The following is a 12,719-nucleotide window of genomic DNA, read 5'->3' on the forward strand; positions in this document are numbered from 1 at the left end:
GTGATCGAAACGCATCAAGTTCGAAACAGATCGCTTCCGGGCACTTCCTTGGGGCCGTCTTGCGCGAGCGGCAAACCCGCATCCCCTTCCCGTGCCTCGATCTCGACCAGCCAATAGTCGGGATCCATCCGGGCTTCGTTTTGCAGTCGTTGGCTTATGTCAGTGGTATCCACAGAAGACAGTATTTTCTCGAACAAGCGTCCAAGGGGCTGATCGCTGAACATCGCCTGCGGAGCCGGGCCATAGAGGTCGAACGATCCGTCCAAACGGTCGATCGACACAAAAACAGCGCCAGCTTCTTCAGCTCCGCGTCTTGAAATGGCAGCGAAGCCTCCTTCAGTGAAAATCCGGCGCACAAGCGCCGAGACAAAAAACTCGGAAGTGACTCTCATTTCAGCTTTCCAATAGTGCCGCTTCCGGCCCTAACGCCGGATTGCCATTGTCCGCCGGAATAAGGCAGACCGAAAGCCTCATCAATCAACCGGACAACCGTCTCCCGCTGATCATTTCAAGACGCTCAACAGTTTTTGCTCCTGGCTCACCTGTCAGCGGCAGTCCCCTGTCGAGCTCGAAGCGCCTGATTGCCGCCGTCGTATTGGCTCCCATCACGCCATCGGCTTTCAAGGGTCCGTAGCCGAGTTCGGACAGAGCTTTTTGAATTTTCATGAGCCGTGGATCGGCATCAACACTATTGACGAGCTGCGGCGGCGGCGCCACAGAAAGTGAGCTGCGCGCTCCCGGTTTTGCCCGCGGCACAGGGACGAAAGAACTCTGCGGTTCATCGCCATGCAAAAGGATCAATGCCAGAAGGGCTTCATTCGCCTTTCCGGTCTCCACCTGTCCGGCACGCCGTTCAAAAGCCCGGATGGCACGTTCCGTCGCCGGTCCACTCAGCCCGTCTAGCGGACCTTCATAAAATCCGATTTTCCGAAGGGATATCTGAAGATCCAGCACAAGTGTCGAGATCTCCTGAACCTGCAATCCGCTTCGCCGACCGTCCGGTTCGGGTATCTGCAATGCTTCCGGGCGATCCCGCGTGGCAAACAACGGTGCCGGATGCCGTCCTGGCTGTAAACCGATTGCGTTGGCAATAATCAGACAAGCGGTCAGACCCATGACAACCGTACCACCGGCTGCAACCGGATTATCAAGCGCAAGGTGACCGGCCCTCGCCATCAGGGTCTCTTGTGTTTTCGGCGGACTGCTTTTTTCTTTTGCTCGTGCCATGCCTTTGCCTACGCCGTTTTCGCAAAAGACCGGGGTGACGCTTCGACATCGGACACCGTTTTTGATGGGTACCTGTCAAAGCGCGCCGGAACGAGCACGGCGATTGTCTCACCGTGACCAAGCGCCGACTGGACAGTCAAACTGGATCCGGTTTCCGTTAGCAACCCGGCCGCGTGATCGAATACGGCCCTGGAGGCCTCAGAACTCCATGACACGCTGGCCTGGCGATTTATAGCTGTCAGTTCCAGGGTCACCCCCGACGTCGCGGGTCGAATAAATACCCGGACTTCTGCGCCTGCTCCCGCGGTTTCCACCATCTCTGACAGGATGATATGGAGCGATTGGCGAAACTTTTTCTTGTTGACCATAACGTCAACAAGATCTGCAGCAACCTCCAACTCAAGCAAAACATTCAAGCGATCCGCAAGCGGGCGAATGAGATTGCAGCTGTGCTTGAGGCAATCCGCAACATCCAAACGGCAGAAGTTGTCATCCGCACCATCCGGTTTCTCCGGAACCAGATCCAACAATGCGTTTAAGGATTGCGCACTTTGATCGCCTGCAGACCTTATGCGCCTTGCCGTTTGGCTGAGACTGCCCGCCGACAGCGATTTCCCCTGGTTTTCAACCAGCTTGGCCAGATCGACAATCTCCGTAACCTGCGCCTTGACTGACGCCCCCGCTTCCTCGATCACGTTCCAATGAACATTGCCGCCTCGCAATTGTTCAGCCCTTTGCGCCACGTGACCTTCAAGTTCATTCGCATCTTGTGACGGTCGAATTGCAAGGATCACCGGTTTGGCGGAGGCATTGGTTTGCCCGGCCTGCCCCGGCTTGAAGTCAATATCAAACACCTGATAGGCCGCTTCTCCGCGCTCGCCCGGCTGGTTCGCACCCGTCCTCAGGCGCACGCTGATGCCGGCTGGTTTTTCGCTTGCTCTGACATCCGCAAGACTTGTCAGATATTGCGGGCGATCTGCCACATGCAGCCTTTGAAACAACCAGTCGTCTTCAGATCCGGAAGGCGCAAAACCCAGGACTTCCCGCAAAGGTCCTGCCAGAATGCTCAGCCGCCCAGTCGCACCAATTTCCAAAAGCACCTCGGAAACACTAGTGCGAATGCGATCTCGGCTCTCTAGCGCCGCAGACACCGCATCTCGTGCCCGGCTGCGATCAAGAGCAATCCTGGCAGCCAGCATTCCGGTATAGATCAGCGCAGCAACGGAGGCGGCGATGCGCGCGGCTGGCGGCAGATTGACGATCTGGGAAACATGTCCGGCAAAGAGTTGGACGAGCGCAAACAGCCCGCAGCAGTAAAGCGTTATGCCGACAGTGATCTTTCGCCGAGTCGCAAAGGCAGCTTCAACCGGCGGAATGAGTAGCCAAAGCAAAGCAAAGGACGCATCGCCGCCGGTCATCACGCAGATAACGGCAACAAAGCTTGCAAAGAGCCCGGACGAAAACGCGATCGCCGTGTTCAGGTTTCCCGCACGTGACAAGAAACTGGCAATGGGCCACTGGCTGAGCATCCATGCCAGCACCACGATCGTCGCTGCATGTGGCGCGCCGACCAAAGCCAAGTGTAACGGCAGGATTATCAGCGCGACAGACCCGCTCAGGAAACAGCTGGTCAGCAGTGACCGGTGCAAGGGCGCGAGAAATTTATCTGCAGCGGCCATTGGATGAATCATCCCGTTGACTCGGTCCGCCAGAAGGTCTCTCAAAAATTTCAATTTTTTCAGAGGGTTACGCAAACTACATTACCACACGAATTCCACGGACACATACGCTCACTGCTTCTTGCAGGACATTGTCGGCGGCAGCGCTTAATGAACGATAAAGGATAATCCAAACCGGGAAAAAATCTGCAATTGCAGACCGATTTCAAGCGCTTGTGCGGAGATAGATAAAATTTGAATCAATTTCTCAGAAAACTTTCTTCAAATACCTGATTTATTTTATGAAAATTGCGCCGACCCATGCAACCGGACATTTTCAAGTCTTCGCTATCGTTCGACCATAACCAGTGAGCCGGCACGTCATCGGCCCGCGACTTCGAACAGACTATGGGTAGCATCATGTTGTTTCTTCTAAGGACGGCCTTCTGGCTCACCTTGGTGCTCGCACTGATTCCGCTTGGCTCAGGCGAAAAAAGCACCCCTGAACAGACTGTGGCCGTTGATCCTGTTTCGGCGTTCCTGGCCGCCCAGGCGACCGTTTCCGACATCGGCAGCTTTTGCAGCCGCAATCCTCAAGCCTGCGAAACCGGTGGCAACGCCTTGACGGCGATAGGCAGCCGTGCACGCGATGGCGCGCTTATTGTCTACGACTATTTCGGAACCCGGATAGCAGACAACACCGCCGAAGATGGCATGGTTACAGGTTCGACCGATCCCGTTCGTGCTGAGCTGAAGGGCAATGAAGACGTGCGGCCGGTTGCCGTTGTTCCGATTAAGAATCCAGGCTCCGTTTTGGAGACTGCCGGCGGGCCGGTTCCGCGGCCCAAGCCACGCTCAGGTCGCAGCACCTGAGCAAAAAAGCCGCTGGACGGAAACGCTGCCACCCGGCCAATGGCAATTTGCGCCCCGCTAGAGCGCTGCTGCACAAACGCGGCAACGACGGCTAAACTTCAGCGGCACGTACCGCTGCGCCGCAGATGGAAAGCTGCCCATTTCATCTGCGGCGTATTTTTCTTTTGAAGCTGTTTGGCAGATTTCCTGCGCTCCTTCCCTTTCTTTGATCCCGGATTTGCACTTTGCGCCATGCGGGCTATATGAAGGCAGATCCGACCTTCAAAGACAGGCGCCATGACCACCGATATCAGCGAAATCCTGGAGACATTCGAGTTTCTGGACGACTGGGAAGACCGTTACAAATACCTGATCGATCTGGGCAAAGAACTGCCGGAACTCAGTGATGCCGAGCGCTCGGACGAGCACAAGGTGCGTGGCTGCGTGTCGCAGGTCTGGCTGATCACGACAATCCGCCCCGGCCAGGACGGACAACCCGTGTTAAGCTTCAAGGGCGACAGCGACGCATTGATCGTCCAGGGCCTTGTAGCCATCGTGACGTCGCTTTTCAGCGGCAAGTCCGCGCAGGAAATTCTCGACACCGACGTTGAGAGCGTGTTCTCGCAGCTCGGGCTGCAGGACCACCTCACCCCGCAGCGCTCCAATGGTCTGAGGTCGATGGTCGGGCGCATTCGCACGGACGCCCAAGGCGCGCTCGCGGCAGCCTGAGCGCAGCTCAGACAAAAAAAGAGCTGCCATATGGCAGCTCTTGTAATCCGGATAAGAATTAACTTCTTATTTCGACCGCTTACGCTGCTGGCCGAGGCCCATTTTCTTGGCAAGCTCTGACCGCGCGGCCGCGTAGTTCGGAGCGACCATCGGATAGTCAGCGCCAAGATCCCACTTCTCGCGGTATTCTTCGGGCGTCATGTTGTAGTGCGTGCGCAGGTGCCGCTTGAGCGACTTGAACTTCTTGCCGTCTTCGAGGCAGATGATGTAGTCGGGCATGACCGACTTCTTAACCGGCACAGCAGGTTTCAGCGGCTCCGGCTCCGGCTCGCTGGACGCGGAAGCGGTTTTCTGCAGCGCTGTGTGGACTTCGTTAATCAGGCTCGGCAGATCCGTGGAAGCAACTGTATTGTTGCTCACATATGCAGAGACGATGTCCGCAGTAAGATCAATCAGGTTAGCATCCACCGGATTATCAGTCATTTTTCACCCGTTCTCTTCCAATTTCGAATTAAGCTTCTTTGTAAACCTGCAAACAATTTGTTCCGAAAACGCCTAAAAAATCACGTTACTTACGGAATTTAAAATCTAAAGCGATTCTACTTTGCAGGTGATTGTCACAGCCTTATATCGCCGCGAACCTTCTTATACAACCCCGAAAATCAAATAAAAAACAAAACTCGTCAATAAAAATCAAATTCTATAAATACCTACTATTTCGAAAAGATCGAAATAGACAATGGACCGATAGTATTCCCTTACGCCAGTCTTCGGGTTTCGCATAGCTGCTATGCTCACAAGCTCACTCCTTTGGTCGAATGGTTTCGGCCAAAGCATCGATTTTCGTATCAGCACAGGGACGATATCCCGCCGCGTATGCAGCTTTTGCCAATAAATGGGCCGAAATTGGGGCCGTGAGCAAGAAGAAGACAACACCGGCGATCGCTCGTGTGACGACGGAAAGGTCTCCAGCCTCTACAGCAAGTGCCAAAAGCATCAGTCCGGAACCGAGTGTCCCCGCCTTGGACGCCGCATGCGTGCGCATGTAGACGTCCTTCAGCCTGACGAGGCCAAGCGAGGCGACAAAGGCAAAGGATGCTCCGATGATCAGCATGCAGCCGGTTACAATATCGACGACAGCGCTCATTGCCCCGCCTCCCTGCGTTTGATGCTCTCTTCCACTTCTTCCATAATCGTGTCGTCGCCGGCCTTGCCGCGATTGAGAATAAATCGCGCGAACGCGACCGTTGCCAGGAACCCGACGAGCCCCAGCGTGATCGCAATATCAATGTAAAGATAAATCCGGGTCGACACGCCGATCGCGGCGATAAAGCCGATGCCGACGGCAACGAGCATGTCGAGCGCGACCACGCGGTCCGGAAGGCTTGGTCCCTTGACCGTCCTGTAAACAATGACGACGAACGCGACCGACAGGATGCCGAGCGAAATGTTCACAGCAACGTCGAGAAACTGGGACGCAAACAGATCAAAGGATGTCATCTGAACGCCTCCATGATCTTGCGTTCAAATCCATTCTTGATTTCGTCGATTGTCGCCTGGGGATCGGGCACATCGATACAGTGGATGTAGAGCGTCTTGCGATCATCCGATACGTCCACCGACAACGTGCCGGGGGTCAAGGTGATCAGGTTGGCGAGCATCGTGATTTCAAAATCCGTATCGACTGTCAAGGGAAGCGCTATGATGCCCGGCTGCAGTTCGATCTTCGGCCTGAGCACGATCATCGCCACCCGCCAGGCCGAAAGCACCAGCTCGCGCACAAAGGTCAGCGCCAGGCCGATCGCTTTGCCAAAACGGCTGAAATACTCAGCCGTACCGACCTGCTCCCGGATCAGATAGAGAGCGCCCGATCCGAGTACGAAGCCGAAGGCAAGATTGACCTCGGAAAAACTGCCCGTGACAGCTCCCCATGCGAGAGCCATGAGTATGTTGATGAGAAAGAGGCTCGTCATCCCTGCTCTCCAAGCACCGACCGGATGTAACCAAGCGGATCGACAACTCCGCTGGCACCCCGTGTCGAGAGTTCAATCATCCACTCCGGCTGCAGGCCGAAATAGACGACCAGCGCGGTAAGAATTCCTAGCGGCAGCCAGACGGCACCGCCAGACAGCTGTGCCTGTGACGAACCGCTCACCACAACGCTTTGCCCGTCCGGTGTTCCTTCCGGTCCACCACGCCAGAACGCGTAGATCCACACGCGTCCCATCGCCAATGTCGTCAAGAAGCCGCTGGCCAGGATCGCGGCTCCCAACCAGAACCTATTGTCGCCGAAGGCGGCGTCAACAAGCATCACCTTCGGCCAGAAGCCTGAAAACGGCGGCAATCCCGACACCGCAAACGCCAACACCAGAAACACGCCGGCAAAGGCAGCGCTCTTGTGATAGAGCCCCCCGAGCTGTCTGAGGTTGAAAGAGCCACCCATCATGCTGATGATGCCCGCGGCCATATAAAGCGCGGTCATGACGATGATTGAATGAACGGCGTAAAAGATTGCGCCTGAGATCGCCAGGACCGCTTTCTCGTCATTGGCCGCCACCGCCAGACCGGCCAGCATAGACCCGATGCCGGCAATGACCAGATATCCCAGCAGCCGCCTGATTTCGGTCTGCGCCAGTGCACCCAGAGCACCTGTCATGAGGGTCACGATCGCAACAAGACCGATAACGTCTGCCATAAAGTCGAGTGACGCTGGCAGGATGAGAACAAAAATCCGGATCAGTGCATAGACCCCGACTTTGGTCAGGAGCCCTGCAAACACGGCCGAAACAACGATATTCGGCGTGTGGTAGGACGCGGGCAGCCAGAAATTGACCGGAAAGGCCGCAGCCTTCATCGCAAATGCGAGAAAATAGAGCGCGGCGACGGTTGCCAGCGTCCCGGAAGCCGGGTTCTCCATTGCCGCAACCTTGACGGCGATATCGGCCATGTTCAGCGTGCCGAATATTCCGTAGACCAGGCCAGTGGCGATCAGGAAAAGGTTCGTTCCAACGAGATTGAGGACCCCGTATTTCACCGCTCCATCCAGCTGGATCCGGTCATTGCCAAGAATGAGCAACCCGTAGGACGAAATCAGAAGAACTTCAAACCAGACATACAGGTTGAAGATGTCAGCAGTCAGGAACGATCCGCAGACACCGGTCATCAGCAGAAGCAGGAAGGGATAAAACCCGTAGCGGCGGCCTGAGCTGTCGACGGTCTTCATTCCGAAGAGCCCGGCACAAAAGGCAACCACCGAGCCGATGAAAGTGAGCGTCGCACCGAGCGCGTCCGCAGTTACCGCAATACCGAACGGTGGCAGCCAGTTGCCCATCACCATGGTGATGACGCCATGATCCAGAACACGGATCAGCAGGGCGAGACTCGCAACGACAAGCGCTCCGAGCAGAACCATGCCGACCTTGGGCTGCAAGTCGGTGTTCTTGCGCAGCATCAGACACAGGGCGCCGCCGACCATGGTGATCAGCGATGGCGCCACAATCAGCCAGTCGCCCGCCGGGATCGGCGTCATGATCATGGCGTCGGCATAGTCGACGGAAACAGAAGAACCGGCCATTCAGTTTAATACCCTTGCGGCGGAGTTTGATCGTTTTCAGGCTCGGCGACGCGCATCTTGTTGACCTCGTCGGTATCGAGTTCCTGATAAGCCCGAAAGGCCAGAACGAGCAGGAAGGCAAAGAACGAGAAGGAGATCACGATGGCTGTCAGAACCAGCGCCTGAGGCAGCGGGTTGGCCGTCAACGTCTCGGGTGTGTAAAGGTGGGGCGGGATGAGCGGCGGAATCTCGCGTGTGAGCCGCCCATTTGTGAAAATGAGCATGTTCACCGAGTTTCCGAGGATCGCAATCCCCAGCAATATGCGCACGAGATGCTTTGAAAGCATCAGGTAGACGGCCACCATAAAAAACAGGCCGATCAGGATCGAAACGCCGGTTTCCATCAATCCGCCTCCCTTTCTTCAAGCGCAAGGGCGATGGATCCGATAGCACCGACCACAACGAGATAAACGCCGATGTCGAACACCAAGGGCGTCGACAATGCGACCTCGACACCGGAGAAATCGAAGATGAGCCACTGGCTGGTCATGAAGGCCTGCCCCTTGAATAAGGAAAGCACCCCGGCCAACGCCCCGATGAACAGGCCAAATCCGGATATTCCCATCGGATGGAACACAATGGCCCGCCGCACCGACGCGACACCGCAGGCGATCCCGTAAATCGCCAGTGCTGAAGCTGCAATCAGGCCACCGATGAATCCGCCGCCTGGTTCATTGTGTCCGCGCAGCAGCACGAAAATCGAAAACAGAACCATGAGAGCGGCCAGATATGGCGCAATCGTTCGGAAAATAACCGTACGCATCAGCGAGCCTCCGCCGTTTGTTTCGCGGCCGTCTGCGCGTTCTGCGGTTCAGGCTCCTCGTCCTGATCGGGTCTGGTCCGGATCCTGATCAGCGCCAGCACACACAACCCGGCAAGTACGACGACCGCGATCTCGCCGAGCGTATCAAAGCCGCGGAAGTCGACGAGAATGACGTTCACGATATTGCGTCCATGCGCGATGGACCGGCTGAACTCCGTGAAGAAGTCCGAAAGCGTCCGGTCAAATGGCTGCTGAGTGATCGCCAGTAGCGTGAGCGTCAATCCAAGACCCACGGCCACAGCAACAACCCCGGTGACAAGTCTCGCCGGCAGCGAGCGATGATCTCGCGGAGAAAGGTTCAGGCGCGTCATAACCAAGGCAAGAATGACAACGGACAGCGTCTCGACCATGAATTGCGTGAAGGAGAGATCGGGTGCGCCGAACATCATGAAGATCAGCGCAACCGCAAAGCCCTGAATACCCAGCGAAACAATCGCCGTCAGGCGTGTCCGGGCGATCAGAACGGCGATCAGACCAAGCACCGCGATCAGCAAGATGCCCCACTCATAGAACCGGTAGTCCGGCAGCTTCGGCATCGCCGGAAAACTGCTGGTCAGGAAGCCCGGCAGCAGGACGGCGATAGCTGTGAACACGAATGTCAGCAGCATGTAGGTCTGCATCTTCCCGGTCTGAACGAGGCGTGTCAGCCACGCGGCGAATGACACGATGCCACTGATAAACTGGTCGAACCCCTTGTCCGGGCCCCATCCGATCGCCCTGAGCACGCCGGCGATCATTTCGCGCAACCTGTCGATCTGCGTAAAGAGCGCGATGCCAAGACCGACGGTGATGAAAGACAGGATCACCGGGGCATTGAACTTTGTCGGGATCAGATGAAGATCGAGCTGCGTGAATTCACCCAGGAGCGACGACAGCGTCGGGCCCACGAAAAGCACGCCCGTCGTATGGGCGGTAAGTCCCATAATAATGCCGATCACTGAGAGCATCACCGGCCCTGCAATCAGGAGAACCGGCCCTTCATGCGCATGTTTGGACGTTTCGACCTGAGGACCAAAGAACGGCTTTATCGCAACTGCTGCAGCGATGACCAGCATCAGCGCGTTGCCGATGACCGCGACAATCGTGATCATCACGCCAAGCTGGCCCAGGTCCTGGATATTCGACGTGCCGTAGTAGAGAATTTCCTTGGCTATGAAGCCGATAAAGGGCGGCAGTCCGGCCATGGACAATCCGGCCAGGCATGCAGCGGCGAAGGTAAGCGGCATTGCTCCTCTGAGCCCACCGAGTTTGGTGATATCCCGGGTTCCGGCTTCGTGGTCGATCGTTCCGGCGACCATGAAGAGCGCACCCTTGAAGAGTGAATGGGCCAGCAGATAAAGAACCGCACCTTCGAGTGCCTTTTCGTGGCTTGTGCCGGTCAGCATGACAAGCAGACCGAGCGAGGCCACGGTTGTGTAGGCAAGCATCAGCTTCAAGTCTGTCTGGCGGACAGCCAGAATTGTCCCGACCAGGAGCGTCACGCCGCCAAACAACGGCAGTACCGTCGTCCAGAGTTCGGTACCTCCAAGAAGCGGATGCATGCGCATCAAAAGATATACACCCGCTTTGACCATGGTTGCTGAGTGCAGATAGGCCGAAACGGGCGTCGGAGCTTCCATGGCGTTCGGAAGCCAGAAGTGAAACGGAAACTGCGCCGATTTCGTAAACGCGCCGCCAAGTACCAGCAGGAAAATCGGCAGATAGAGGCCGCTGTCCTTGATGATGTCCGGCGACGACAGAAGAACAGACATCTCGATTTCGCCTGTCGTGGCGATGATCAGGATAAACCCGGCCAGCAGCACCAGCCCACCACCGCCGGTCACGACAAGCGCCTGAATGGCAGCGCGTCTCGATGCGGCGCGCAGATGGTCGAACCCGATCAGCAGGAAGGACGTGATCGACGTCAACTCCCAGAAAATAAACAGCGAAATCAGGTTGTTGCCGAGCACAAGCCCCAGCATCGCGCCCATAAAGAGGAAGAGGAACGAAAAGAACCGCCCCTGTTGCGGATGTCCCTTGAGATAGCCACCCGCATACAGAATGATGAATGTGCCGATCCCGGAAATTAAAAGCCCGAAGAGCGTTGACAGGCCGTCGACATAGACCGAAAAATTCACGCCGTAGCTCGGAGCCCACGCCTTTGCCGCGACGAATGTCTGGCCTTCGGAGACGGGACCGATGAACCCTGCGAAATGCGCGAAAATCAGGGCCGGAACAAGGGCAAGCGGCCATGCGGCGTTGTGCTTGAACCAACGCGTCAGAAACGGCGCGACCACTGCTGCGGCAAAGGGTGCCAGTACGGCGTATAAAGTAGTGTCGTCGATCACTGCGGGCGTCATACTGATCTTTCGTCACGTTTTGCGTAAAACGACCGGTGCCAAGTCGCTCGAATCAACACCTTTTCGCAGAATAATAGCGGGCCGGAAGATTTATGACATGTCTTAGGGACATGAGTGACCGTCTTCAAGGATTACCGGCATGTTTTTTCGCAAGTTATACCGTTAGCGTATGCGTAAAAGCGCTTTCACGAGAAACTTGCCCTTCACCACTGCAAAAAGTCTCAAATTCAATGATTACCGAGTGGCTTCAAGACGGGCTCCGATGTGCCGAGAATATTCAAATTGACGGGCATCAGCGCTCTAATCCGGTTTTGCAGGGCCAGGTTCTGCCGCAAGCCACTTGATTTCAAAGTCCAAATACCGTTCAGTTTTGGTATGGCGTAGCTCTGGACGTGGCGTTGTGACCGGAATGCCGAGCGAGGCAAGTATGGCGTTGGAAAGCAAAAATAAAAATTCATCCGAAATTCCTCAGCAGAAAACGCCCGAAATCGACTTTGAAGCTATCGTAAAACTAAGCAGGGACGCAGTGATACAACTGTCCCTCGACGGAACACCCCTGTTTATTTCTCCAGCTGCGGAAAAACTGTTTGGCTGGTCTGCTGAAGATCTCAAGGGTCATCTGAGTGACCTTGTTTATATCGATACGCCGGACAAAGATGCCCATGCCCTCCACCGCATACTTTCCGGGAGCGGAAATCCGGAAGACTGCCCGTCAAACGCAGAGCTGCAATTGAGATCCGCGTATGGGCCGCTCATTTGGCTCGACGTCTCGGTGCATCTGCAGCAAGACAGCAACGGCGCACCTTGCAATTTCACGATTTTTTGCCGGAGCATTGCAAAGCAGCGCGAGCTGGAAAGCTTGCTTGAGGCGGCTTCACAGAGCGACCCGTTGACAGGGCTCTACAATCGTCGCGCCTTCGAAGACAATCTGAAACGCGAATGGGCCATCGCACTTCGGGAGAAGACGCACACCAGCCTGATTAAGGTCACGTTGGACCGTTTTGAAGCGTTGACGGAAAACTTCGGACCGGGCGCCGCGGAGGACTGCCTCACCAAAGTTGCCGCCATGCTGAAGGAAACCGCCAGGCGACCGGCGGATATCGCCGCCAGAACCGCTTCGTCCGAGTTTTCGCTTCTACTGCCAAGGACCCACGAGATGGGAGCTGAAACCATCAGCGCCTATATCCATATCGCCATTCAGGATCTTGGGATCCCGAACCCCGACAACGCGTCAGGCGGCGACGGCATTGTCACTGCTTCGGTCGGGGCGGTCTGCGCGGTTGCTGAACAAACCGGCGTATCGGAGAGTTCTGAGTTTTTGCTGTCTGCCGCCGAGAGCTGCGTTTTCCAGGCCCGGCAGGAAGGTGGCAACAGGGTGAAAACGGTTATGAAGACCCTGACGCGCTGACACACTGGTGATCAACCCCAGCTTGAGCTTGTACCGAAACACTCTATCTTTTCGCGGGAAAAAGAAATCA

Annotated in this window: 14 protein-coding genes; 3 read left to right on the top strand and 11 right to left on the bottom strand. The window is 56.1% G+C overall.

Annotation, left to right across the window (positions count from 1 at the left end; genetic code table 11):
• Positions 1 to 14: 14 nt before the first annotated feature.
• From ABVF61_RS02185 to ABVF61_RS02195, 3 genes are all read right to left on the bottom strand, one after another.
• Positions 15 to 392 (bottom strand): DUF1491 family protein, encoded by a 378-nt coding sequence (locus tag ABVF61_RS02185; RefSeq protein WP_353991888.1) that lies wholly within the window; start codon positions 390 to 392, stop codon positions 15 to 17.
• Between the two features lie 85 nt (positions 393 to 477).
• Positions 478 to 1,227: a peptidoglycan-binding domain-containing protein gene (locus tag ABVF61_RS02190; RefSeq protein ID WP_353991889.1), complete on the bottom strand. Its 750-nt coding sequence runs from the start codon at positions 1,225 to 1,227 to the stop codon at positions 478 to 480.
• Between the two features lie 8 nt (positions 1,228 to 1,235).
• Positions 1,236 to 2,906: an ATP-binding protein gene (locus tag ABVF61_RS02195; RefSeq protein ID WP_353991890.1), complete on the bottom strand. Its 1,671-nt coding sequence runs from the start codon at positions 2,904 to 2,906 to the stop codon at positions 1,236 to 1,238.
• Positions 2,907 to 3,305: 399 nt separating this feature from the next.
• Here ABVF61_RS02195 and ABVF61_RS02200 point away from each other — a divergent pair, with 399 nt between their 5' ends.
• Entirely contained in the window at positions 3,306 to 3,758 is a 453-nt protein-coding gene (locus ABVF61_RS02200) for a DUF5330 domain-containing protein (protein ID WP_353991891.1), read from the top strand.
• Between the two features lie 276 nt (positions 3,759 to 4,034).
• Complete coding sequence (locus ABVF61_RS02205) at positions 4,035 to 4,466, top strand: SufE family protein (protein WP_353991892.1); 432 nt, start codon at positions 4,035 to 4,037, stop codon at positions 4,464 to 4,466.
• A gap of 66 nt (positions 4,467 to 4,532) precedes the next feature.
• Here the strand turns inward: ABVF61_RS02205 and ABVF61_RS02210 are convergent, their stop codons facing one another.
• From ABVF61_RS02210 to ABVF61_RS02245, 8 genes are all read right to left on the bottom strand, one after another.
• A complete protein-coding gene (locus ABVF61_RS02210) occupies positions 4,533 to 4,949 on the bottom strand; it encodes a Ros/MucR family transcriptional regulator (RefSeq protein WP_353991893.1) in 417 nt (138 codons plus the stop codon).
• Between the two features lie 319 nt (positions 4,950 to 5,268).
• On the bottom strand, positions 5,269 to 5,613 hold the full coding sequence (gene mnhG, locus ABVF61_RS02215) for a monovalent cation/H(+) antiporter subunit G (protein ID WP_299481115.1): 345 nt from the start codon (positions 5,611 to 5,613) through the stop codon (positions 5,269 to 5,271).
• On the bottom strand, positions 5,610 to 5,966 hold the full coding sequence (locus tag ABVF61_RS02220; protein WP_353991894.1) for a cation:proton antiporter: 357 nt from the start codon (positions 5,964 to 5,966) through the stop codon (positions 5,610 to 5,612). Before ABVF61_RS02220 ends, mnhG begins: the two co-directional genes overlap by 4 nt.
• The gene (locus tag ABVF61_RS02225; protein ID WP_353991895.1) at positions 5,963 to 6,439 is read right to left on the bottom strand and encodes a Na+/H+ antiporter subunit E; all 477 of its coding nucleotides are present in this window, start codon (positions 6,437 to 6,439) and stop codon (positions 5,963 to 5,965) included. The genes ABVF61_RS02220 and ABVF61_RS02225 overlap by 4 nt, the downstream gene beginning before the upstream one ends.
• The gene (locus ABVF61_RS02230) at positions 6,436 to 8,040 is read right to left on the bottom strand and encodes a Na+/H+ antiporter subunit D (RefSeq protein WP_353991896.1); all 1,605 of its coding nucleotides are present in this window, start codon (positions 8,038 to 8,040) and stop codon (positions 6,436 to 6,438) included. The genes ABVF61_RS02225 and ABVF61_RS02230 overlap by 4 nt, the downstream gene beginning before the upstream one ends.
• A gap of 5 nt (positions 8,041 to 8,045) precedes the next feature.
• Positions 8,046 to 8,423: a Na+/H+ antiporter subunit C gene (locus tag ABVF61_RS02235; RefSeq protein WP_353991897.1), complete on the bottom strand. Its 378-nt coding sequence runs from the start codon at positions 8,421 to 8,423 to the stop codon at positions 8,046 to 8,048.
• Entirely contained in the window at positions 8,423 to 8,842 is a 420-nt protein-coding gene (locus ABVF61_RS02240) for a Na+/H+ antiporter subunit B (protein WP_353991898.1), read from the bottom strand. Before ABVF61_RS02240 ends, ABVF61_RS02235 begins: the two co-directional genes overlap by 1 nt.
• Entirely contained in the window at positions 8,842 to 11,241 is a 2,400-nt protein-coding gene (locus tag ABVF61_RS02245; protein ID WP_353991899.1) for a putative monovalent cation/H+ antiporter subunit A, read from the bottom strand. Before ABVF61_RS02245 ends, ABVF61_RS02240 begins: the two co-directional genes overlap by 1 nt.
• Positions 11,242 to 11,668: 427 nt before the next feature.
• On the opposite strand from ABVF61_RS02245, the gene ABVF61_RS02250 reads away from it, so the two are divergent.
• The gene (locus ABVF61_RS02250) at positions 11,669 to 12,649 is read left to right on the top strand and encodes a sensor domain-containing diguanylate cyclase (RefSeq protein ID WP_353991900.1); all 981 of its coding nucleotides are present in this window, start codon (positions 11,669 to 11,671) and stop codon (positions 12,647 to 12,649) included.
• Positions 12,650 to 12,719 lie beyond the last annotated feature (70 nt).

Origin of the sequence: Roseibium sp. HPY-6 (genome assembly GCF_040530035.1) — a bacterium.
GTDB lineage: Bacteria > Pseudomonadota > Alphaproteobacteria > Rhizobiales > Stappiaceae > Roseibium.